At 68.2% G+C, this 20,546-nt stretch carries 22 protein-coding genes; 6 read left to right on the forward strand and 16 right to left on the reverse strand.

Annotated elements, in window-relative coordinates; genetic code table 11:
• The first annotated feature begins 146 nt into the window (after nucleotides 1-146).
• Entirely contained in the window at nucleotides 147-437 is a 291-nt protein-coding gene (locus DW307_RS10000) for a hypothetical protein (RefSeq protein WP_021201709.1), read from the forward strand.
• 17 nt (nucleotides 438-454) lie between these two features.
• Here the strand turns inward: DW307_RS10000 and DW307_RS10005 are convergent, their stop codons facing one another.
• Nucleotides 455-1,441 carry a LacI family DNA-binding transcriptional regulator gene (locus DW307_RS10005; RefSeq protein WP_021201708.1) on the reverse strand — a complete coding sequence of 329 codons (987 nt, stop codon included), beginning with the start codon at nucleotides 1,439-1,441 and terminating at the stop codon, nucleotides 455-457.
• A 157-nt stretch (nucleotides 1,442-1,598) separates the two neighbouring features.
• Between DW307_RS10005 and DW307_RS10010 the strand changes: the two genes are divergently transcribed.
• Complete coding sequence (locus tag DW307_RS10010) at nucleotides 1,599-2,396, forward strand: DeoR/GlpR family DNA-binding transcription regulator (protein ID WP_029264769.1); 798 nt, start codon at nucleotides 1,599-1,601, stop codon at nucleotides 2,394-2,396.
• A 45-nt stretch (nucleotides 2,397-2,441) separates the two neighbouring features.
• Here DW307_RS10010 and DW307_RS10015 read toward each other — a convergent pair whose 3' ends face one another.
• The 11 genes from DW307_RS10015 to DW307_RS10065 form a co-directional block, all read right to left on the reverse strand.
• Nucleotides 2,442-3,401: a ketose-bisphosphate aldolase gene (locus DW307_RS10015; protein ID WP_136024638.1), complete on the reverse strand. Its 960-nt coding sequence runs from the start codon at nucleotides 3,399-3,401 to the stop codon at nucleotides 2,442-2,444.
• Between the two features lie 9 nt (nucleotides 3,402-3,410).
• On the reverse strand, nucleotides 3,411-4,067 hold the full coding sequence (locus tag DW307_RS10020) for a class II aldolase/adducin family protein (protein ID WP_136024639.1): 657 nt from the start codon (nucleotides 4,065-4,067) through the stop codon (nucleotides 3,411-3,413).
• The gene (locus DW307_RS10025; protein WP_136024640.1) at nucleotides 4,064-5,575 is read right to left on the reverse strand and encodes an FGGY-family carbohydrate kinase; all 1,512 of its coding nucleotides are present in this window, start codon (nucleotides 5,573-5,575) and stop codon (nucleotides 4,064-4,066) included. Before DW307_RS10025 ends, DW307_RS10020 begins: the two co-directional genes overlap by 4 nt.
• Entirely contained in the window at nucleotides 5,572-6,459 is an 888-nt protein-coding gene (locus tag DW307_RS10030) for a carbohydrate ABC transporter permease (RefSeq protein ID WP_021201703.1), read from the reverse strand. The genes DW307_RS10025 and DW307_RS10030 overlap by 4 nt, the downstream gene beginning before the upstream one ends.
• Complete coding sequence (locus tag DW307_RS10035) at nucleotides 6,456-7,346, reverse strand: carbohydrate ABC transporter permease (RefSeq protein ID WP_168441020.1); 891 nt, start codon at nucleotides 7,344-7,346, stop codon at nucleotides 6,456-6,458. The genes DW307_RS10030 and DW307_RS10035 overlap by 4 nt, the downstream gene beginning before the upstream one ends.
• A 79-nt stretch (nucleotides 7,347-7,425) precedes the next feature.
• Nucleotides 7,426-8,742 carry an ABC transporter substrate-binding protein gene (locus tag DW307_RS10040; RefSeq protein ID WP_136024642.1) on the reverse strand — a complete coding sequence of 439 codons (1,317 nt, stop codon included), beginning with the start codon at nucleotides 8,740-8,742 and terminating at the stop codon, nucleotides 7,426-7,428.
• A 280-nt stretch (nucleotides 8,743-9,022) separates the two neighbouring features.
• The gene (locus DW307_RS10045) at nucleotides 9,023-9,463 is read right to left on the reverse strand and encodes a DoxX family protein (protein ID WP_136024643.1); all 441 of its coding nucleotides are present in this window, start codon (nucleotides 9,461-9,463) and stop codon (nucleotides 9,023-9,025) included.
• A 119-nt stretch (nucleotides 9,464-9,582) separates the two neighbouring features.
• Nucleotides 9,583-10,452: a dihydrodipicolinate synthase family protein gene (locus DW307_RS10050; RefSeq protein WP_136024644.1), complete on the reverse strand. Its 870-nt coding sequence runs from the start codon at nucleotides 10,450-10,452 to the stop codon at nucleotides 9,583-9,585.
• On the reverse strand, nucleotides 10,449-12,104 hold the full coding sequence (locus DW307_RS10055) for a tripartite tricarboxylate transporter permease (protein WP_136024645.1): 1,656 nt from the start codon (nucleotides 12,102-12,104) through the stop codon (nucleotides 10,449-10,451). The genes DW307_RS10050 and DW307_RS10055 overlap by 4 nt, the downstream gene beginning before the upstream one ends.
• Complete coding sequence (locus tag DW307_RS10060) at nucleotides 12,101-12,658, reverse strand: tripartite tricarboxylate transporter TctB family protein (protein ID WP_029264776.1); 558 nt, start codon at nucleotides 12,656-12,658, stop codon at nucleotides 12,101-12,103. The genes DW307_RS10055 and DW307_RS10060 overlap by 4 nt, the downstream gene beginning before the upstream one ends.
• Before the next feature lie 88 nt (nucleotides 12,659-12,746).
• Nucleotides 12,747-13,715, reverse strand: coding sequence for a tripartite tricarboxylate transporter substrate binding protein (locus DW307_RS10065; protein ID WP_021201696.1), 969 nt, complete (start codon nucleotides 13,713-13,715; stop codon nucleotides 12,747-12,749).
• Nucleotides 13,716-13,871: 156 nt separating this feature from the next.
• Here DW307_RS10065 and DW307_RS10070 point away from each other — a divergent pair, with 156 nt between their 5' ends.
• Genes DW307_RS10070 through DW307_RS10085 form a run of 4 tightly spaced genes read left to right on the forward strand, consistent with a single transcriptional unit; the run spans nucleotide 13,872 to nucleotide 17,727 of the window.
• The gene (locus tag DW307_RS10070) at nucleotides 13,872-15,026 is read left to right on the forward strand and encodes a PP2C family protein-serine/threonine phosphatase (protein ID WP_168441021.1); all 1,155 of its coding nucleotides are present in this window, start codon (nucleotides 13,872-13,874) and stop codon (nucleotides 15,024-15,026) included.
• On the forward strand, nucleotides 15,023-16,987 hold the full coding sequence (locus DW307_RS10075) for a glycosyltransferase family 2 protein (protein ID WP_029259350.1): 1,965 nt from the start codon (nucleotides 15,023-15,025) through the stop codon (nucleotides 16,985-16,987). The genes DW307_RS10070 and DW307_RS10075 overlap by 4 nt, the downstream gene beginning before the upstream one ends.
• Nucleotides 16,971-17,303 (forward strand): STAS domain-containing protein, encoded by a 333-nt coding sequence (locus DW307_RS10080; protein ID WP_021201693.1) that lies wholly within the window; start codon nucleotides 16,971-16,973, stop codon nucleotides 17,301-17,303. The genes DW307_RS10075 and DW307_RS10080 overlap by 17 nt, the downstream gene beginning before the upstream one ends.
• On the forward strand, nucleotides 17,293-17,727 hold the full coding sequence (locus tag DW307_RS10085) for an ATP-binding protein (protein WP_136024647.1): 435 nt from the start codon (nucleotides 17,293-17,295) through the stop codon (nucleotides 17,725-17,727). The genes DW307_RS10080 and DW307_RS10085 overlap by 11 nt, the downstream gene beginning before the upstream one ends.
• A 3-nt stretch (nucleotides 17,728-17,730) precedes the next feature.
• On the opposite strand, the gene DW307_RS10090 is transcribed toward DW307_RS10085, so the two are convergent.
• Genes DW307_RS10090 through DW307_RS10105 form a run of 4 tightly spaced genes read right to left on the reverse strand, consistent with a single transcriptional unit; the run spans nucleotide 17,731 to nucleotide 20,544 of the window.
• Nucleotides 17,731-18,390 carry a GntR family transcriptional regulator gene (locus DW307_RS10090; RefSeq protein ID WP_021201691.1) on the reverse strand — a complete coding sequence of 220 codons (660 nt, stop codon included), beginning with the start codon at nucleotides 18,388-18,390 and terminating at the stop codon, nucleotides 17,731-17,733.
• 52 nt (nucleotides 18,391-18,442) lie between these two features.
• On the reverse strand, nucleotides 18,443-18,856 hold the full coding sequence (locus tag DW307_RS10095; RefSeq protein WP_167256169.1) for a heat shock protein transcriptional repressor HspR: 414 nt from the start codon (nucleotides 18,854-18,856) through the stop codon (nucleotides 18,443-18,445).
• A gap of 40 nt (nucleotides 18,857-18,896) precedes the next feature.
• Nucleotides 18,897-19,880 carry a DnaJ C-terminal domain-containing protein gene (locus DW307_RS10100; protein ID WP_021201689.1) on the reverse strand — a complete coding sequence of 328 codons (984 nt, stop codon included), beginning with the start codon at nucleotides 19,878-19,880 and terminating at the stop codon, nucleotides 18,897-18,899.
• A gap of 7 nt (nucleotides 19,881-19,887) precedes the next feature.
• The gene (locus DW307_RS10105) at nucleotides 19,888-20,544 is read right to left on the reverse strand and encodes a nucleotide exchange factor GrpE (protein WP_021201688.1); all 657 of its coding nucleotides are present in this window, start codon (nucleotides 20,542-20,544) and stop codon (nucleotides 19,888-19,890) included.
• Between the last annotated feature and the right edge of the window lie 2 nt (nucleotides 20,545-20,546).

Below are 20,546 nucleotides of genomic sequence, written 5' to 3' on the forward strand. Positions count from 1 at the left end.
GTACGCGAAATCGATTTCATGACGCAAGGCGCGAGTCGTCCTGCACCACTCACGCCGAAGGGTGGTGCGCCCACCGACCGCAGCTTTCTGGCTGACCAGCACCGGAATACCGTGACATTCTGGGCACCCCGAATCAGACTGGAGGCATGCGCTTGGACGACCCGCAGGTATGGACGCTGATCGGCGTGTTCACGACCATGATGCTCGGCGGCATGACCCTCATGACGATGCAGTTCAGCCGGGTGATCCGCGCCGAGGTCGGTGGCCTGCGCGGCGAGCTGCGGGGCGAGATCGGCGGACTGCGCGGCGATCTGAGCGGGCGGCTGGAGAGTCTCGAGGGCCGGCTCACCGGCCGCATCGACGCCCTGGAGCACAAGGTCGACAGCCTCGACAAAGAGGTGGCGAACCTCGCGACGCGGTTCTGGCGCTCGCAGTAGCCGGCCCGACCGCCCGCTCAGCTCCGCACGGCGCTCGCGGGCTGAAGCTCGTTGCGCAGCACGACCGTGCGCGCCGGCTGGGTGTCACCCTTGATCCGTTCGAGCAGCATCCGCGCCGCGGTCACACCCATGTGCCGCGCCGGAAGGCGCACCACGGTCACGACACTCGGCGAGAGCGTCGTGAACGGCAGCGAGCCGATCACGGCGACACCCACGTCCGGCGGGGTGAGTCCGTGCTCCGTGAGCACCTGGATCGCTCCGACACCGATCAGATTGTTGCCGGCCACCACCGCATCCGGAGGTTCCGGGAGGGCGAGCAGTTCCTCCATCGCGGCACGCCCGCCGTCGACGCGGAACGTCGCGAAGCGCTCGAGGCCGTCGAGGGCGAGATCGGGATATGCCGCGGCGAGCGCGGAACGCCATCCCGCAGCGCGCTCGGCGGCGGTGTCGATGTGCGCGGGCCCTCCGATATAGGCGATGCGACGGTGCCCGGCATCGATCAGACTCCGCGTCGCCGATGTGCCTGCCGCCCGATTGGCCATCACCACGCCGTCGATGTCGTAGGTCGTGCTGCGGTCGACGGCCACGACCGGCCGGCCGGTGGCGAGGAGGCTGTCGAGGTCGGAGTGCTCATCAGCGGTCGCGATGATCACGCCGGACATGTTCTCGGCGATCGCGATGCGGAGGTACGTGGCCTCCTTCTCCACCTGCGCATCGGAATTGCAGAGCACGACGGAGTACCCGGCCTCCGAGGCGACATCCTCGACCCCTCTCGCCATCTCGGTGAAGTACGGGTTCTCGATGTCGGGGATCACGAGGGCGATGACCTCGGAACTCTGTCGACGCAGCGAGCGGGCGGCCCGATTGGGCGTGAAGTCGAGCGTCGCGGCGGCCGCACGGACGGCGGCGACCTTCTCGTCCGACACGCTCGTGCCGTTGAAGACGCGCGAGACCGTCGCGGGCGAGACGCCGGCGAGCGCGGCGACGTCGTAGATCGTTGCCATGCGCTCCTCTGCTTCCCGCCGACTGCTGCTGCCCCGGCTCGCCCGCCGACAACGCCCGGATGATGCGGCAGCCGGGTGGTGCAACAGGTGCAACAGTATCGCGCGGCGCCGGCGGCGCACCCGTCGGCTGCTCCGCCGTCCCGAGTACGCTGAGGGGATGCCAGAGTGGTCGCAGACGGTCCCCGCAACGGTGCGGCGCGAGCAGATCGTGTCGATCATCGAGCGTCAGGGCTTCGCCCGCGTGCAGGAGCTGAGCCGCACCCTCAGCGTGTCCGAGGTCACGGTGCGCAGCGACCTCGACCTCCTCGCCGAGGAGAACGTCATCCAGCGCGTTCACGGCGGAGCGATCTCGGGCATCAAGTCCACCGCCCACTCCCCGGACTACGAGCGGGCCCTCACGCGCGCCGTCACCGAGAAGCGACGCATCGGCAATGCTGCGGCCGCGCTGGTCGAGAGCGAGATGGCGATCCTGCTCGATGCCGGGACGACGACGCTCGCGATCGCCCGCGCCCTGCGAGCCCGGGAGGATCTGCGCGGCGTCGTGGTGTTCACCAACTCCCTCACGATCGCGCTCGAGCTCGGCGTCGCGGAGCCGCACCAGATCACTGTCGTCGTCACCGGCGGCACCGTGAACTACAAGCAGCGCTCGCTCATCGACCCGATGGGCGACATGTTCATCGGGTCCGTGCACAGCGACATCTGCTTCATCGGCTGCAACGGGGTGTCGGAGCGGGGGTTCACGAACTCCAGCCTCCCCGAGGTGACCATGAAGAGGCGCTACCTCGACTCGGCGGCGCGGGCCATCGTGGTCGCCGACAGCTCGAAGATCGGCAAGAGTCAGGTGATCCAGGTGGCTCCGATCGCGCGCGTCGACGTGCTGATCACCGGCGTCGAAGCGCCTCCGGCCGAGCTGGAGACGCTTCGAGAGGCCGGACTCGCGATCGAGCTCGCCTGACCTGCGAAATCGAGCTCGTCACGCCTCACCCGCGGGGCCGGCGCCTCAGGCGCGACCCGAGGAGCCGAACTCACGCATGCGCTGCGTGACCATCGCCCGGAATGCGCCCATCGCGGGGCGCAGCTGCTCGCTGGGCTCGACCACCGCGGGGTTCTCCTGCAGGAATGTGCGCAGCGCGGCACTCCAGGCCAGGTGGGAGTCGGTACCCTGATTGATCTTGCGGATGCCTGCGGCGATCCCCTCCGCCTTCTGCTCAGGAGAGATCCCGTACGAGGGCCGCACGTCACCGCCGTGTGCGTTGATCCTGGCGACCGCCTCGGCGGGCACCGACGAGGAACCGTGCAGCACCAGGAAGGTGTCCGGCAGACGTCCTCTGATCTCCGAGATGAGGCCGAGCCGCAGCCGTTGGCCTCCGGCCTCGTCGGTGAACTTGACCGAGCCGTGACTCGTGCCCACTGCCACCGCGAGCGCGTCCACCCCGGTCTGTCCCACGAACTCGACGGCCTGATCGGGGTCGGCGAACACGATCTCCTCGAGCACCCCGGTGACACCCGCCTCCGCCCCGCCGATCGTGCCGAGCTCGCCCTCGACGCTCACACCGAAGGGCACGGCCGCCTCGACCACCCGACGCGTGAGCGCCACGTTGTCGGCGAAGGAGGCGGGTTCATCGGTGCCGCTCGCTCTGCTGGCGTCGATCATCACGCTGGTGAAGCCGTGGTCCATGGCACGCGCGCAGTCGTCATGGGTGCGCCCGTGATCGAGATGCAGCACTGCGGGGACATGCTCGTATTCGGCGACCAGACGCCTCAGGCGGTGCCACCAGAGCGATTCGTCGTCGTAGGCGGACATCCCCGCGATCGCCTGCACGATCACGGGCGAACGCTCCGTCTCGGCGGCATCGAGCACCGCGATCGCCTGATCGATGCTCGACACGTTGAAGGCGCCGACGGCGTAGCCGCCCGCGTCGGCGTCGGCGAGCGCGGTACGCAGAGTCTGCAGTGCCATCCGCGATCCTCAGAGCGACTCGGTGATGCCGAGCGTGTCGTAGTCGAGCACGATCGGGGTGTCGGTGAGCGCGCGGGCGTAGGCCTGCACCTTGGCCGCCGACTCCACCGCGACACTGGTCTTGAACGTGTCACGCAGGTTCGGCCCGACGGTGAGCAGGCCGTGGTTCGCCCACACCACCGCGTTGAGGTCGCCCATCGCGTCGCACATGTGCTCGCCGAATTCGGTGTTGTTGCTGAGCTCGAACGGCATGATCGGCACGTCGCCCTTGGTGTAGATCACCATGTTCACCAGCGTCCCGAGGATCGGCGACCCCACGACGCCCCAGACGTTGGAGAACACCGGCTCGGAGTGCACGATCGCGTTCACGTCGGGTCGACGCCGGTAGACGGCCATGTGCACGGTGACCTCGCTCGACGGCCCGAGCCGTCCGTCGATCACCTCGCTGTCGCCGTTCACGAGCACGATGTCATCGGCGCTCATCTTGTCGTACTCGAGGTCGGTCGGCGTGATCAGGAACCGGTCCTCGACGCCGGGAACGCGGATGCTGATGTTGCCCTGCGTGTTGAAGTTGAGTCCGTACTCCATCGAACGCAGGCAGTAGTCGAGGATCTCCTCGCGCGCGGCGTCGATGTCGAAGTCGAGCTGGAGCGTCGTCTCGGTCATTTCGTGTTCTCCTTCTGGTGGGGCGGGTTCTGGGTCGGCCACGATGGCCGGGCCAGGTGCGGCGCGATGCCGCGGGTCACGTCGTAGAGGGCGGCGTAGGCGGCTCGCTGCGCGGCGTACCACTCGCCCGATGCGGGGTCGGGCTCGGCCGCAGCCGCGGGGTCGGGGGCGACGAGGAGATCCGAGGAATCGGCGCCGAGGCCGCGGAGCGCGAGCATCGCCGCCCCACGCGCGGATGCGTCACGGGCGACCGGCGTGAGTCGCGTCCCGGCCGCGGCGGCACGGGCGGAGAGCGCCTCGGCGTTCTCCGAACCTGCGCCGGTGACCTGGAGGTCATCGACGCGGACCCCGTGGCGGTCCAGGGCCGCGATGATCTTGTGGAACTCGAAGCCTGCGGCCTCCACGACGGCTCGCGCCAGTTGCGGCACGGTCGTGTCGAGCGTGAGGCCGTGGATCGTTCCGCGCGCGGAGGGGTCGTTGTCGAGGGTGCCGGAGCCGGCGAGGTACGGCAGCACGAGGAGAGAGGGCGGATCCTCGGCGAGCGCGCCGAACACATCGCCGACGTCACGGCCCAGGAGGGTCGCCAGCCATTCCAGCGCCCATCCGCCTGCGGCGGTTCCGGCGAGGGTGATCCATGTCTCGTCATCGAGTCGGTAGCTGGCGAAGCCGGTCGACTCGAGTCCACGCGGGCGTTCGCGGGTGGCGACGGAGAGGCAGTCGCTCGACCCGAGCGCGATCACGGACCGCACTCCCGCCTCTCCACCGGCGCCGAGGAAGGCAGCCGCCTGGTCGTGCGTGCCGGCAACCAGGCGCGTGCCGGGTGCGACGCCGAGCACGGCAGCCGCCTGGTCGTGGACGCCGGCGATCACGGTTCCCGATGCCACGGGGACCGGGAGCCGGTCTTCCCGCACCCACGGGGCGGAGGCGGCCACGGCTTCGAGGATCTCGCTGCTCCATTCGCCTCGATCGACGTCGAGGATGCCGGTACGCGCGGCCTGACCGAGGTCGATGGCAGCGACACCGCTCCACCGCTCGGCGACCAGATCCCCGATGCAGCGGTAACCCGCGGCCGCAGACCAGGCATCATCGCCGGCCATGATCTTGAAGACCGAGAACATCCCGTGCAACGGCTGTCCGGTGATCGCGGTGAAGCGGCCGTCCCCGAGCCGCGCCCCCAGCACGGCGGCGTGTTCGATGCCGCGCGTGTCCATGCTCACCGCCACCGGAGCGAGCGGTACGCCGGCCCCGTCGACAGGCACGACGGCCTCGCCGAGCACGCTGAAGCCGATCGCCTGCACCGCGTCGCCGAGTTGCTCTGCCTCCGCCGCCGCTGTGCGCACCACGCTCTCGGCGGCGACGATGATCTCCTCGGCATCGAGCTCGACGCGCCCGCGACCGTCGCGCCGCAGCATCAGCGGTGCCGACGCCCCACCGAGCGTCCGTCCGTCTGCGGCGAAGGCGACGGCCCGCACGCCACTGGTTCCGAGATCGAGGCCGATGACGCTCATTTGATCGCTCCCGACAGGCCGTTCACCAGGTACTTCTGGATGAAGACGAACAGCAGCACGACCGGGATGGAGATCAGCACCAGGATCGCGAACAGTGCCCCCGGCTGTGACAGGTACATGCCGCGGTAGGCGAGCGGCACGAGGGTGAGCGGCTTGAGCTCGTTGTCGCCGAGCGTGACGAGCGGCAGCAGGAAGTCGTTCCAGCTCATCATCGTCTGCCACACCGCGACCACGGCGAGGGCGGGCTTGCCGAGCGGCAGGTAGATGCGCCAGAAGATCTGCCAGCTGTTCGCCCCGTCGAGTCGTGCGGCCTCGTAGGTCTCGAGCGGGATCGCGAGGTAGGAGGTGCGGATGATGATGACCGCGAACGGCAGGCCGAGTGCGCTGTACACCAGGACGAGCCCGAGGAGGTTGTTGTACAGCTGCATCGACTGCAGGATGCGGAACGTCGCGACCACGATGCTCGACATCGGCAGGATCAGCGCGAGGATCAGCACCCCGAAGATCAGGGCCTTCAGCGGAACCCGCAGCCGGGCCAGGGCGAAGGCGGTCATCGATCCGAGCAGACAGACCAGCAGCACCGAAGGCACCGTGATGAGGAGGCTGTTGAGCAGGTGCAACAGGATCGGGTTCTGGTCCCAGATCGTGAGGTAGTTCTTGACGCTGAATTCCGCGGGGAACAGCCCGAAGAACTGCGTGCCGGGGTTGTTCGGCGGCATCATCGAGAGCCCGACGACCATGATGATCGGTACGAGCCAGAGCACGGCGAGCGGCACGAGCACGAAGTGCAGCCAGCCGACGCGGCGTCCGGGAGCACCGTGGCGGTGACGGCCGACGGTGTCCTTCGGGACGATCAGGGTGCGGGTCTCGCTCGTCGCGGTCATTTCTCGTCTCCTGTGATGAATCCGGCGCCGAACACCCGCACCATCGAGAGCGAGCTCACGACGGCGACGACGAGCAGCACGACGCTGATGGCCGAGGCGTACCCGACGTTCTGCAGCTGGAACGCCTCCAGGAACGCGAAGGTGGGCAGCATCTCCGACGCGTGGTTGGGTCCGCCCTGCGTGAGCACGTAGACGAGCTCGAAGGTCTTGAGCGAACCGATGATCCCGAGGAGCACGAGCGACAGTGTGGTGGTCTTCAGCAGGGGGAACGTGATCCGCACCATGGTCTGGAAACCGTTGGCGCCGTCGATGCGCGCCGCCTCCACGAGGCTGGGATCGATCAGCTGCAGCCCCGCGAGGTAGAACAGCATCGAGAACCCGGTCCACATCCAGACGTTCACGAAGATCACCGCGAAGATCGCCGTCTGCGGATCGGCCAGGTAGTTGCCGCCGAGGAAGGTGAGCCCTGTGGCCTTGCCGATGGCGGTGAGCACGCCGTTGAAAGGGTCGAGGATGCGCTGCCACACGATCCCGACCACGACCGGCGAGAGGATCGCGGGGATGAAGAAGATCGCCCGGTAGATCGTGCTGCCGCGGAGCCCCTGGTTGAGGGCGACGGCGAGGAGGAAGCCGATCACGCCCTGGGGCACGATCGTCAGCACGATCCAGAACGCCGAGTTGCGCAGCGTGATGAGGAACGTCGGATCCTGGAACAGCTCCAGGTAGTTGCCGATGCCGACTGCCGTGCCGACGTTGACACCGTCCCAGTCGAGCGTGCTCGCCTGCACGTTGTACACGATCGGGTACACGACGAATACGGCGAACAGGATGAGGGTCGGTGCCAGGAAGACGAGGCCGACCAGCCGCTCTCTCGTCAGGATCTTCATGCGCGCTCCTCTCGGCGCAGGGTCCGGGGAAGAGGTCCCGGACCCTGCACGAACTCCACTGCTGCCACAGGTTCCCGAGCTACAGGGTGTCCTGGACGGCCTGGACGGATTCCGCTGCCTCCTGCGGAGTGGCGTCACCGGTCGCGATGGCGGCGAGCGCATCGGCCACGGCCTGGTCGAGCTTGGGCGACTCGAAGTAGCGCGAGTACTTCACCTGCGGGAGCCACTCGTCGACGAACAGGTTCCAGATCTGCTCCTGCTTCTCGCTCGTGAACTTCTCCGGAGCGAGACCGGTGACGGCGGGGACATCGTTCATGGTGTTGACGAGCTTCTGCGCGGCGGAGCCGGCGATGAAGTCGGTGAGCACCTTGCAGGCGAGGTCGGGGTTGGCCGTGTTCTTCGAGATGCCCAGGCTCACGTCGATGCCGCCGACGAACTGCGGCTCGGCGGCACCGCCGGGGATGGTCGGGAACAGGAACGGCTCGTACCCGGACATGCCCTCCGACAGCGGCGGGATGTCGGACTTGGTCGGGTCGGACTGCTGGATCCACCAGGCACCGAGGGGGATCATGGCGGCGTTGCCCGCCTCGAACTGGTTCACCGCCGACGGGTAGGCGTCGAGGCCGATCGCACCGTCCTGGGCGATGCCGTCGGAGAACAGCTTGCCCCAGTACTCGAACGCCTTCACGATGGCCGGGTCTGTCCATTGCACGGAACCGGCCTCTGCCTCATAGACGGTTCCGGGCGAGACGTTGTTGGCGATCTGCAGGAAGACGACGTTGCGCAGCCAGGAGTCCTTCGCGGGCAGGAGGAACGGGGCGGCGTCGCCACCGCTCAGGTCCTTCGTGGTCTGCACGAGCTCGTCCCAGGTCTTCGGCACACTCAGACCGGCGTCGTCGAAGATCTCGGAGTTGGCCCAGAGGTTGACCGTCTGGGTGAGGATGGGGAGCGAGTAGAAGTTGTCGTCGCCCTCGGGGTTGCCCATTCGGGCCTGTTCGATGCCGATCGGGTAGAACTTGCTCTGCCAGTCGTCACCCCAGGTCTCGGCGGCGCAGTCCTGCAGAGGCATCAGGTTCTCGCGGTACTGCTGGGTGAGCGCTCCGGGCTGCAGGCCGAGCACGTCGGGCATCGTGTTCGAGCTGGCACGGCTCTGCAGGTCGACGAGGTACTCCGGGTAGTTGAAGATCGTCGCGTCGATCTTCGATCCGTCGTTCTCCGCTTGGAAGGCCTCGATCATCTGACGGGTCGTCTGCTCGATCGGGCTCCACGAGCGGAACGTGATGGTGTCGCTGGAGGCGTTTCCCGACGCGTCCGGCGCTGCGCCGCCGGCGCAGGCGGTGAATCCGAGGGCGGTGATGACCGTGGCCACTCCCGCCAGGCTCCTCTTGAGCTTCATCTGCAATCCCCTTACTTCGCTGTAAAAGTCCTCGGCGAGATGCCGAATGCGCTCAGTTTAGGTTTATTTGCGTATTTGGCGCCAGGAATACGGGGAACCTCAGTGAAAGTCTTTTCTTTTTTGTGTTTTCGCATACCTTTGTCGTCGAAAACGAAAGCGGAGGTGCGCGTGGAGGCCGCAACGACGCGGAATGCGGGTTTCCCTTCCGCAACACACCCCGCACAGACGACGGATGCCGCGACCCCTCGGGCCGCGGCATCCGTCGTGATGCGGAGGTTCTTCAGCTCAGCCAGGCCGGTGCGCGTCCCCGCAGGAACGCACCGTCCAGGGAGAAACGCCCGGCGCCTGTGAGCGCGAGGGCGAGAGCTGCCGCACCGAGGACGGCGACGAACTCGTAGCCGCCCTCGCCGACCCAGAGGCCCGCGGGAAGGTGCACGGCGATGAGCGCGACGATCATGTCGATGGCCAGCAGGAGACCGACAGGACGGGTGAAGAGGCCGAGGATCAACAGGATGCCGCCGATGAGCTCGACGAAGGCGACGACAGGGCCGGCGATCTCCGGGAGCGGAATCCCCATGCCTGCGAAGCTGCCGATCGTTCCGGGGAGCGTGAACTCGAAGATCTTCTGCGCGCCGTGTGCGGCGAAGATCGCGCCGACGACCACGCGGAGGACCAGGAGTCCCAGCGAGGGTGCGGCGGAGGGGGCTGTGGTGTTCGTCATGAGGAGTTCTTCCTTCGTGGCAGGACACCCGCGCGCCAGGCGCGGAGCAGGGTCGTTCCCTGGTTCCACGCTAGGAAGACGACATTTCCATCTCCTGTGACCGTGTCACCTGTGACGTGTCACCGGTGCGCGGCCACCACCTCGGCGACGGCGGTGCGCTCGGCGGCACTCGGCTCGGCGATCGCCATGCGGCAGTGCGTGTCGACCACGTCGAGCACGCGGTACGCCTCCTTCATGCGGGCCATGTCGCCACCGATGAGCCCGACCACATCGTCGACCGCGGCCTGCGCAGCGACGATGGCCGCCGCGTCCCCGGACCTCCCGGCGTCGGCGAGGGCGCGGAACGGCTTCGGCGTGACGGACGACACCCCGGACACGACGCCCTGCGCCCCCACCTCGACGGCCGCGATCAGGTCGCGGTCGGCGCCGGTGTAGAGGTCGAAGTCGGCGGGCACGACGGCACGGTAGGCGGCGATGTCGTCGAGGGAGAGTTCGCTGATCTTGGCGCCCACGACGTTGGGCAGTCGTGCGAGACGCGCGAGGAGCTCCGGCGACACCGGGTTGCCGCTGCGGGCCGGGTAGATGTACACGTACAGCCGCCCGTCCCCGACGGCCTCCGACACCGCGCGGTAGTACTCGAAGATCGCGTCGTCCGTGGCCTGCAGGTAGTACGGCGTCAGCGCGGCGAACTCGGTCGCGCCCAGTCGGCGGGCGATACGGGTCAGCCGCACGGCCTCGAAGGTGCTGGGGCGACCGACGTGCACGACCACGCGCATGCGCTCCTGCAGCTCGGCCAACGCCGCTTCCACGATGGCCGCGAACTCGTCGGCGTCCACGGCGGGGAACTCCCCCGTAGTGCCGAGCACGAACGCTCCCTCGTTCCCCGAGTCGGCGACGAACCGGAAGATCGCACGCGAGCCCTCGATGTCGAGGGTGCCGTCGCGGTGGAACGCGGTGGGCACGGCGGTCAGGATGTCATAGCGGGTCACTTCTCGGTCTCCTCGGAGTTCTTGCGGGTCTTGCGGGCACGACGCCCTGAGGTGTCGGCGTTGCGGACGGTGGAGGTGAGCAGATCGGGCTGGGCGGCGAGCTCGTCGTGTGCCTTCTCGATCTGCTGGATGCTGTCGTCGTGCAGGATCGAGTCCGCGAGCGAGGCGCGCTCGGCACGGGGCCTCCGGGCGGCGCGGATGGCCGGCATCACGATCGAGAGCACGGCCAGGGCGAGCAGCACGAGCGCGATGGGGCTGACCACCTCGAAGAACGGACGCGTGGGGAGGATCGCCAGCGTGCGGGCGAGGTTCTCCTCGGCGAGCGGTCCGAGCAGGAGGCCGAGCACGACCGGACCGGCCGGCACCTGCATGCGCTTGAGCAGCACGCCGATCACACCGAAGACGAGCATCGTCACGACCGTCGACAGGCTGTTCGAGGTGGCGTAGGTGCCGATGATGCAGAAGATCAGGATGCCGCTCCACAGATACGGCTGTGGCACGTCGAGCAGCTTCACCATGCCCTTCATGCGCACCAGGCTGAGCGCGAGAGAGAGGATCGTCGCGATCAGCATGATGCCCACGATCGAGACGACCAGGTCGGGGCGGTTGGTGAAGAGTGTGGGACCGGGGGTGATGCCCCAGACGATCATCGAGCCGATCATCACGGCCATCACCGAGTCACCGGGGATGCCGAGGGCCATGGTCGTTGTGAGGGAGCCGCCGAGGGTGGCGCTGGAGGCGGTGTCGGAGGCGGCGACACCCTCGATCGATCCCTTGCCGAACATCTCGGGGTGCTTCGACGCCTTGCGTGCCCGCTCCCACCCGATGAGTCCGGCGATGTCCCCACCGGCCGCGGGGATGAGCCCGACACCGAGTCCGACGGCGCCGCCGACCGCGGTCGCGCGCCCGCTCTGCTTCAGTTCGGCGCGGTTCGGCCACCAGCGGCCGAGACTCGAGATCGGGCGCACGGCCGACTTCCGATGCGTGAGCAGCTGGTCGAACAGCTCGGCGATGCCGAAGAGTCCGATGATCACGGCGATGAAGTTGACACCCTCGACGAGTTCGAGCACCCCGAAGGTGAAGCGCTGGTCGGCGGTGGCCGCGTACGTGCCGACGCTGCCGAGCATGAGGCCGAAGAGTCCGGCGAGAATGCCCTTGAGCATCGACTTCGACGAGATGCCGATCATGATCGCGATGCCGAAGACCACGAGCGCGAACAGCTCGGGCGACTTGAAGTAGTCGCGGGCGAAGCTGGCGATCGGCACGGCGGCGACCGCGAAGAGCACGAGTGAGGCGAGGATGCCGACCGCCGAGACGATCGCCGAGACGGTGAGCGCGAGCCCCGCCCTTCCCTGCTTCGCCATCGGATACCCGTCGAGGGTGGTGGCGATGGACGCGGGCGTGCCCGGGGTGTTGATCAGGATGGACGGCACCCGGTCGCCGAAGTTCGCCGCGACGTAGATCGTCAGCAGCACGGCGAGACCCTGCACGGGCTCGAGGGTCATCGTGAAGCCGGCGGCGAGGGCGACGGCCATGGTCGCGGTGATGCCGGGGAACGCTCCGACCATGAACCCGAGCACGAGGCCGACGAGCATGTAGAGCAGGATCGAGATGTCGAGGAGCGAGTTCAGCCCCTCCATGAGCGCGTTCACAGGGGGATCCTCAGGAGCATCCCGAACACGACGTAGACGAACGCCGTGACGGAGGCGGAGTAGATGACGAGGCTCAGCCAGCGGCGGTGGCCGTAGAGAAGCATGAGGGCGGCCATCAGCAGAGCGGCGGCGATCGGGAAGACCTCGATGCGGTAGCCGAACAGGATGACCGAACCCAGCGACCACAGCGCGATGAAGGTGCCGGTGATCGCGAGGGTGGCGATCACGCGCAGGTAGCCTCCTGGCTGGATGCGCTCGAGGTCTTCACGGGTGGGGGCCGGACGGGTGATCGCGACCGCGAGCAGCGCGATGGCGATGACGACGCCGGTGACCCCGATGACGAGGGGCCAGAAGCGGGCGTCGATCTGCCCGGGGGCGGCCTCGCGGCGCAGCGGGATCTGCGTTGCGAGGAAGAGGTAGCCGGCGGTGAACCCGAGGGCGACGACCGCGAACACGATCTCGAGGGGACGCGAGGCGGAGGCGCCCTGGTACCCGTCGTCCGTGGCGGCGACGGAGACGTGCGTTGCAGACCCGTCCGATGCGGAGGTCGACATGGTGCTCCTTTCCTGATCCGAGAAGTGAGGGTGGGTGCTGCGGAGCCGGTGATGAGCCCGGCCCCGCAGCATCGGCGACCCGGTCTTCTCAGCCCAGGAGGTCCTTGAAGAGGTCGAACTGCTCGTCGACGAAGGTGGTCCACTCGGCGGAGTCGCGGTACACGACCAGGTTTCCGGCATCGGCCTGGAACTTCTGGTAGCTGTCGGACTCGACGGCTTCCTTCACGGCGGCTTCGAGCGTGGTCTTGACGTCGTCAGGGAGACCCTTGGGTGCGTAGATGCCGCCCCAGCCACCGAAGATCACGTCTTCGCCGATGGCCTCTTCGACCGTCTCGACGTCTTCCGCGTCGGGGTGGCGCACGTCGTTCATGACAGCCAGGATGCGCACGGCCTCACCCTGCGCCAGGGCTTCGCCGAGGCCGGAGACGGCGGCGACGGTCTCACCCGATGCCGCTGCTGCGACGGCTGTCGCTCCTCCGTCGTACGGCACCGGGGTGAAGTCGGCGTCCGTCGCGTCGCCGAGCCCGATGGTGGCGGCCTCCCAGATGGAGCCGGCGCCGGAGTTGGCGACCGTCACGGCACCCGCCTTCGCCTGAGAGACGAGGTCTTCCAGCGTCTCGATACCGCTGTTCGCGCCGACCGTGACCACGCCGGGAGCGAGCATGATCTGGCCGAGCAGGTCGAAGTCGTCCGGCAGCACGTTCGCACTCTGCGTGGTGTTGAGCATCGCGATCTCGACCGGCGCGAATCCGATGACATACCCGTCGGGATCCTGCGCGCCCACGTACTCCATGGCCAGCGCTCCGGCGGCACCGGGCATGTTCTCCGGGATGACGCTGACGCCGAGGATCTTCTCCAGCTCGGTGGCCAGCGCGCGCGACGAGAGGTCGGACCCTCCGCCGGGGTTGGCCTGGATGATGAGTCGGATGTCGTTCTCGGGGAACGCCGATCCGGCTTCCTCGCCCTCCTCGACCTTGGTGCAGGCCGAGACGATGAGAGCGGTGGCTGCGAGGGCGGCGATCGCGGCGGCCGCCCGGGTGATGCGCTTGCGGGGCATCTTTGCTCCTCTACGTGGGTCGACCCTGTTGTCGACTCCCCGACCGTAGCAGTGTTGACTGTTAACAGTCAACACTGGCAGATGCGCGAATGGCGTCCCGCCGGCGATGCGTTCCTTCTAGGATGGCCGAAGGCGACCGTAGGAGGGGCGGAGCACATGTTCGACGAGCGACGGCGACAGGCAGCGCTCGAGGAACTGGGGATCCTTGACACACCACCGGACGAGCGCGTGGACCGGGTGGCACGGCTGGCGAAGGAGATGTTCGGCGTGCCGATGGTCAGCGTCTCGCTGATCGACCGTGATCGGCAATGGCGCAAGGCGCAGATCGGGCTGGGCGGGAACGAAGCCCCCCGGCAGGACTCCTTCTGCGACTACACGGTGTCGCAGGACGCGACCGTGGTGGTCGAAGATGCCCTCATCACCGATGTCTTCGCCGACAACCCGTTCGTCACCGGGGACCCGCACCTGCGTTTCTATGCCGGCCACCCGCTGCACGCGCCCGGCGGCGAGCCCGTCGGCACCCTGTGCGTGCTCGACACCGAGCCCCACACCTTCACCGAAGCGCAGCGCGACCTGCTGCGCGACCTGGCGTTCTGGGTGCAGACCGAGCTCGCCCAGGACCAGGACATCGACCACGCGGCTGTTCTCCAGCGCGCGCTGCGACCACGCTCGAACCCCGAGCTCGATGGTTACACGATCGCTGCGGGTGCCGCCCCGCGCGGCATGCTCGCGGGCGACTACTACGACTTCTCGACGCACGGAGGGGCGCTGCGCATCACGGTGGCCGACGCGATGGGCAAGGGCACCGGCCCCGCACTCGTCGCCGCGACCGTGCGAGCGTCGTTGCGGACGGCGCCCGAGCGCTCGCTCTCCGTCTCCGTGGCCGACGTCGATCGTCTGCTCGAAGAGGACCTCGCCGACACGGCGATGTTCGTCACCGCCATGGTCGCCGAGCTGCGACCCGAGAGCGGGGATCTGGACGTGATCGACGCCGGGCACAACCTCGCCTTCGTGATCCGGGCCGACGGTTCCTGGACGCACCTGCGCTCCAAGAACCTCCCGCTCGGGATGGGCATGGGCGTCGTCGATGCCCGCGTCCCGATGACCACGAGGCTCGAACCCGGCGACACGTTCATCTGCTGCAGCGACGGACTGCTGGATGTGCTCGACGCCGACGATCCCTTCGCCCATGTGCAGCGCGTGCTCCGAGCGCTCGGCCCGGAGGGTGCGGTGCGCGAGGCGCTGCGACTCGCCGCCGACGATCGTGCGACGGACGACATCACCGTCGTGGTGGTGCGGAGGGACGCATGACCGCCCGGTTCGCGGCGATCCGCATCCTCGCCCTGCTCTCCGTGCTGCTGGGTGTCAACTACGTGGCATGGCGCTGGCTCGAATCGGTCAACTGGTCGGCGTGGTGGATCGCCGTGCCCCTCGTGATCGCCGAGACCTACAGCCTGATCGACACGTTCCTGTTCTGCCTCACGATGTGGCGCGCACGCGAGCGGCCGGCCCCCGTCTCGCCGCCGCAGGGGACAGTCGACGTGTTCATAACGACGTACGACGAACCGGTGGCTCTGGTGATGACCACCGCCCGCGCGGCGAAGAACATCGCCTACCCCCACTCGACCTGGATCCTCGACGACGGCTCGCGCCCCGAGTTGGAGGCCGAAGCCCGAGCGGCGGGGGTCGGCTACCTCACGCGCTCGGAGGAGTGGACGGGAAAGCCGCGGCATGCCAAGGCCGGCAACCTGAACAGCGCACTGTTCCAGACCGACGGCGAGTTCCTCCTCATCCTCGACGCCGATCAGGTTCCCGATCCACTGATCCTCCATCGCACGCTCGGATACTTCGCGGACGACGAGGAGGTCGCCCTCGTGCAGACGCCGCAGTGGTTCGTGAACGTCGATGACGCCGATCCGCTGGGCAGCCAGGCGCCGCTGTTCTACGGTCCGATCCAGCAGGGCAAGGACGGATGGAACGCCGCCTTCTTCTGCGGCTCGAACGCCGTGCTGCGACGCGAAGCCCTGATGCGACTCGGGATCGTGGGGTATGTGCGCGACGTCACCGACTCGGCCTCCCGGGCACTCAAGGCCGCCGAGACCCTGATCGCGCGGGAGGCGCAGACCGCAGCGGATTCCGCCCTGGCGACGGAGCTGTCGGCGCTGCGCATCGCGATCAGCCGCGGACGGAAGGAACTCGCGGCCGGAGAATCGGTCGCCGATGTCGCCGCGCGGGTGCGCGAGTCGGTCGACCATGCCTCACGCATCCTCATCGCGCACGATATGGACGGCATCAGGGCTGACCTGGCGGAGATAGGCGCCCTTCCGCTGCAGCAGGACGCCGAGCTGGGCGCGGTGATCGTCGACGAGGCCGGCCTCGATGCCCTCGCCGCCTCCGACCTCTCCCCGGTCACCGCCGTCGCCGCTGTGCGGGGTCTGCTGGACGCGTTGCGGTTGGACCGTGGCGACGAGGCACAGCCCATCCTCCCCCTCGCGACGATCTCGGTCACCGAGGACATGGCCACGGCCATGCAGCTGCACGCCCTCGGCTGGAAGAGCGTGTACCACCACGAGATCCTGGCGCACGGTCTCGCTCCCGAAGACCTCCGCACGATGCTGACGCAGCGACTGCGCTGGGCGCAGGGCACTCTGCAGGTGATGCTGCGGGACAACCCGCTCGTCAAACGGGGCCTCTCGGCCGGACAGCGGCTGATGTACTTCTCCACGATGTGGACGTACCTGTCGGGATTCGCCGCGATCGTCTATCTCGTGGCCCCGGTCGTCTACCTGGTGTGGGGTGTGCTTCCGGTCACCGCCTGGTCGTTGGATTTCTTCGCCCGCTTCCTGCCGTACTTCCTCGTGAATCAGGCGCTGTTCCTCGTGGTCGCGAAGGGCGTGCGCACCTGGAGGGGGCAGCAGTACTCGCTCGCACTGTTCCCGGTATGGATCCGTGCCTGCTGGACGGCATTCGCCAACGTCGCACTCGGCCGCCCGCTTTCCTTCGCCGTCACGCGGAAGGACGGCCGCGACCCCCGCGGCATCCCCTGGGGGCAGATCTGGCCCCAGCTCACCGCGATGGCGATGCTCGCGCTCGCCCTCATCATCGGCATCACCCGCGTGATCATCGGAACCGCCGACGGCACCGGCACGATCGTGAACACGGCTTGGGTGCTGTACGACCTGGTCGTGCTCAGCGTCATCATCCAGGCCGCCCGCTACCGCGGACCGGCCGCCCGCGCCCTCGAGAAGGAGTCGAATGAACGTCAGCACTGAGAACAGGGATGGCTATGCCGTGATCGCGATCACGGGGCGGCTGACCGCTTCGGGCGCGCCGCTGCTGCGAAACGCGGTGAGCGACCTCGTCACCGCAGGACAGCCCCGCATCGCGATCGATCTGCGTGGCACGGAATTCGTCGATTCCTCCGGACTCGGCGCCCTCGTCGGAGGCCTCAAGAGCGCCCGGGTCGCAGGCGGAGACCTGCGGATCGCCGCCGTGCCCGACGCGGTGAAGACGGTCCTGCACCTCACCAACCTCGATCGCGTGCTTCGCGACTACCCCACGCCGGAATCGGCGTTCGATGGCAGCTGAACCGCCGGGCTTTCACATCGACGGGCGGGCAGAACTCGCCCTCGTCGACCGCGTCCTGGATGAGCTCGACCGGCTCTGGATACGCGCGCCCGGCGTCCCCGCCGAAGACCGCACCCTCTTCACGCTCGCGCTCAGCGAAGTCGCGACCAACATCGCACAGCACAGCCGGGGCATCGACGTGACGATGAGCGTGGATGTGCGCGCTTCCGACGGTGCGCTGCACGCTGAGGTCGTCGACTCGGCGGAACCGGCGACGATCGACTGGGACGGCGTCGTGATGCCCGAGCAGGCGAGCGAGAACGGACGCGGTCTTGCTCTGGCGCAGGCCGCTCTCGACGAGTTCAGCCATTCGGCGACAGCCCGCGGCAACACCTGGGGGCTGGTGCGTCGGCTGCAGGTGCATCCGAACGATCCGTCGATCTGACGGTCAGCGTCCGCCCACCTCGTGCAGCATGCGCTCGCGTGCACCGTCGAGGTGGGCGCTCAACACCTCGGCAGCAGCTTCCTGGGTACCGGTGCGCATGACCTCGAGCAGCTTCACATGATCGTCTGACGACTCATGGAGATCCTCGTCATGATTGATCGTGACCTCGAGCAGCGCCGTGAACGTCGGCAGGTACTGGTTCCACGCCCCCTCGAGGCGCGGGTGATCGGCGAGCGCGTAGATCTGCGAGTGGAACTCGAGGTCGGCGGTGACGAACGCCGCGTGGTCTCCGGCATCGGCGGCTTCGGCCATCCGCGCGACGGCGGCGGATATGGCCTCCCAGCGCTCGTCGTCGTCGACGCGCATCGCTCGAGAGAGGGCGAGCTGTTCGAGAGCGCCCCGCAGGCTGTACAGCTGATCGACGTCGTCGCGGGTGAGTCCGACGATGTAGACCCCACGCGGACGTTGCACCTCGACGAGCTTCTCGAAGCTCAGCTGCGTCAGGGCATCGCGCACCGGTCCCCGACTGACCGAGAACTCCTCGGCGAGCGCTTCTTCGGTGATGCGTGCGCCCGGGGCGAGTTCGCCGCGCACGATGCGCTGGCGGAGCACCCGCGCCACCTGGGCGCCGAGGGATTCTCCGCGCGTGACGGTCTGCGTCATGGTGACCTCCTGTTAACTGTTGACAGGATACACACCGCCCATCGCGAGTGACCTAGGCGCTCCCGCGCGGGTCCCAGAGCACGACCTCGGTCGAGCGCCGAAGGCGGCGACCGGTCGGCATGGGCACGACGCCCGCGGACCCGGCGGCGAACACGCGCACGCCCGGACGGCTCTCGCGCTCGGTGCGCAGCGCGCTCTCGAGCACGGTGATTCGATTACGCAGCGCCCTGTTCTCGTCTTCCAGGTCGAGCAGACGAGCGATCGCGGGAAGGCTCACCCCTTCGGAGGAGAGCTGAGCGACCTCGCGCAACTGCTCGATGTTGCGTGTCGAGTAGCGGCGCGAGCCCCCTGAGGTGCGCCCGGGGACGACGAGGCCGATGCGGTCGTACTGCCGCAGGGTCTGCGGATGGAGGCCGGAGAGTTCGGCGGCGGCGGCGATCGCGAACACCGGGGTGTCGGCATTCATCATGAACGCCTCCGCCCCCGGTGTCCGCTTCGACGACCGGTCATCGCCGCGCCTTCGCCATCAGCTCGGCCCGCGGGTTCTCCGTGGGCTCGAGTTCCTGGAACTTCTCCAGCGCTTCGCGTGCGGCCTCATCGAGGTGCGTGGGCACCGCGACCTGAAGCTCGGCGAGCAGGTCGCCCGTGCCCTTCGAGGTGGTGACACCGCGGCCCTTGACCCGCAGCACCCGCCCGGAGGGGGTGCCGGGTGCGACGCGGAGTTTCACCACGTCGCCGCCGAGGGTGGGCACCTCGATGGTCGCCCCGAGAGTGGCCTCGGTGAACGTCACCGGGACGACGACTCGCAGGTTGAGACCGTCGCGGGTGAAGACCGGATGCGGGCGCACCGCGATCTGCACCACGATGTCGCCGCTCTCTCCGCCATCGGGCGAGGGACGACCGCGCCCGCGCAGACGGATCTTCTGGCCGTCGGCGACACCCGCAGGGATCTTCACCTTGAACGGCTTGCCGTCTTCGCCCTGCAGCGAGATGGTCTCGCCCTGCACGGCGGTGATGAAGTCGAGCGTGGTGCGGGCCGTGACGTCGGCACCGCGCTGCGGACCACCGAAGCCGCGGTAACCGCCACTCGGCTGACCGAAGCGACCGTTGCCGAAGCTCGCGCCCTGCCCCTGGTTGAACATCGCGAAGATGTCCTCGAAGTCGGCGGTCTGCCCGCGGCCCTGCTGTCCGAAACGGCTGAACACGTCTTCGAAGCCGCCTGCGCCCTGGCCGCCCGCCGTGAAGCGAGCGCCGGAGCCCATGGCGCGGATCTCGTCGTATTCCTTGCGCTGTTCGGCGTCGGAGAGCACCGAGTAGGCCTCGCTGATCTCCTTGAACTTCGCCTCGGCCTTGGCATCACCCTGATTGGAGTCCGGGTGATACTTGCGCGCGAGCTTGCGATACGTCTTCTTCAGGTCCGCATCGCTGACGTCCTTGGAGACCCCGAGGGTCTTGTAGAAGTCCTTGTCGAACCAATCCTGGCTGGCCATCGATCACCTACCCTTCCGGGACGGCGACGACGACCTTCGCGGGGCGCAGCTCGACATCACCGAGGCGGTAGCCCACCTCGACGACCTCCAGCACGGTGGTCTTCTCGGCGCCGGGAGTCGGCTGCTGGAAGATGGCCTCGTGACGCTGGGGGTCGAATTCCTCGCCCTTCTCGCCGTACGCGACCACTCCGAGACGCTCCACGACCAGCCGCACCTTGTCGGCGATCACGGCGAAGGGAGTCCCCTCCACGAGATCGCCGTGCTGGGCGGCGCGGTCGAGGTCGTCGAGCACGGGGATGAGACCCTTGGCGGCCTCGCCCTTCGCGCGCTCGCTCTCGACCTGGCGCTGCTCCTCGGTGCGGCGACGATAGTTGGCGTACTCGGCCTGGAGGCGCTTGAGGTCGTTCAGCAGTGTGGATTCGAGGTCGGCGAGCACGGCGTCTTCCGCCGCGGCCTCGCCGGTCTGCGTGGCGCCGAGGATGTCGTCGACCGTGAGGTCGTCCGGCGCACCGTCGACGGGGGTCTCGTCCGACCCCTCGGCGGCTGCCGCTTCACGGGAGTCCTGGTGGTGCGGCGCGGGGCCGGATGCCTGAGCATCCGACCCCTCGCTGCGACCTTCGGCGGACTCAGGAAACTGGTTCTCGTCGAAGTTCTTGTCCGTCATGA

Origin of the sequence: Microbacterium sp. K27, from assembly GCF_004794435.1 — a bacterium.
GTDB lineage: Bacteria > Actinomycetota > Actinomycetes > Actinomycetales > Microbacteriaceae > Microbacterium > Microbacterium maritypicum_A.

What these genes read in the sequence shown, in the direction of transcription:
- DW307_RS10080 (WP_021201693.1), top strand. Translation starts at nt 16,971, where the DNA reads ATGAACGTCAGCACTGAGAACAGGGATGGCTATGCCGTGATCGCGATC.
- DW307_RS10100 (WP_021201689.1), bottom strand. Translation starts at nt 19,880, where the DNA reads ATGGCCAGCCAGGATTGGTTCGACAAGGACTTCTACAAGACCCTCGGG.
- DW307_RS10065 (WP_021201696.1), bottom strand. Translation starts at nt 13,715, where the DNA reads ATGCCCCGCAAGCGCATCACCCGGGCGGCCGCCGCGATCGCCGCCCTC.
- DW307_RS10015 (WP_136024638.1), bottom strand. Translation starts at nt 3,401, where the DNA reads ATGGCACTGCAGACTCTGCGTACCGCGCTCGCCGACGCCGACGCGGGC.
- DW307_RS10005 (WP_021201708.1), bottom strand. Translation starts at nt 1,441, where the DNA reads ATGGCAACGATCTACGACGTCGCCGCGCTCGCCGGCGTCTCGCCCGCG.
- DW307_RS10025 (WP_136024640.1), bottom strand. Translation starts at nt 5,575, where the DNA reads ATGAGCGTCATCGGCCTCGATCTCGGAACCAGTGGCGTGCGGGCCGTC.
- DW307_RS10040 (WP_136024642.1), bottom strand. Translation starts at nt 8,742, where the DNA reads ATGAAGCTCAAGAGGAGCCTGGCGGGAGTGGCCACGGTCATCACCGCC.
- DW307_RS10105 (WP_021201688.1), bottom strand. Translation starts at nt 20,544, where the DNA reads ATGACGGACAAGAACTTCGACGAGAACCAGTTTCCTGAGTCCGCCGAA.
- DW307_RS10075 (WP_029259350.1), top strand. Translation starts at nt 15,023, where the DNA reads ATGACCGCCCGGTTCGCGGCGATCCGCATCCTCGCCCTGCTCTCCGTG.
- DW307_RS10090 (WP_021201691.1), bottom strand. Translation starts at nt 18,390, where the DNA reads ATGACGCAGACCGTCACGCGCGGAGAATCCCTCGGCGCCCAGGTGGCG.
- DW307_RS10045 (WP_136024643.1), bottom strand. Translation starts at nt 9,463, where the DNA reads ATGACGAACACCACAGCCCCCTCCGCCGCACCCTCGCTGGGACTCCTG.
- DW307_RS10010 (WP_029264769.1), top strand. Translation starts at nt 1,599, where the DNA reads ATGCCAGAGTGGTCGCAGACGGTCCCCGCAACGGTGCGGCGCGAGCAG.
- DW307_RS10000 (WP_021201709.1), top strand. Translation starts at nt 147, where the DNA reads ATGCGCTTGGACGACCCGCAGGTATGGACGCTGATCGGCGTGTTCACG.
- DW307_RS10070 (WP_168441021.1), top strand. Translation starts at nt 13,872, where the DNA reads ATGTTCGACGAGCGACGGCGACAGGCAGCGCTCGAGGAACTGGGGATC.
- DW307_RS10060 (WP_029264776.1), bottom strand. Translation starts at nt 12,658, where the DNA reads ATGTCGACCTCCGCATCGGACGGGTCTGCAACGCACGTCTCCGTCGCC.
- DW307_RS10085 (WP_136024647.1), top strand. Translation starts at nt 17,293, where the DNA reads ATGGCAGCTGAACCGCCGGGCTTTCACATCGACGGGCGGGCAGAACTC.
- DW307_RS10030 (WP_021201703.1), bottom strand. Translation starts at nt 6,459, where the DNA reads ATGACCGCGACGAGCGAGACCCGCACCCTGATCGTCCCGAAGGACACC.
- DW307_RS10020 (WP_136024639.1), bottom strand. Translation starts at nt 4,067, where the DNA reads ATGACCGAGACGACGCTCCAGCTCGACTTCGACATCGACGCCGCGCGC.
- DW307_RS10035 (WP_168441020.1), bottom strand. Translation starts at nt 7,346, where the DNA reads ATGAAGATCCTGACGAGAGAGCGGCTGGTCGGCCTCGTCTTCCTGGCA.
- DW307_RS10095 (WP_167256169.1), bottom strand. Translation starts at nt 18,856, where the DNA reads ATGAATGCCGACACCCCGGTGTTCGCGATCGCCGCCGCCGCCGAACTC.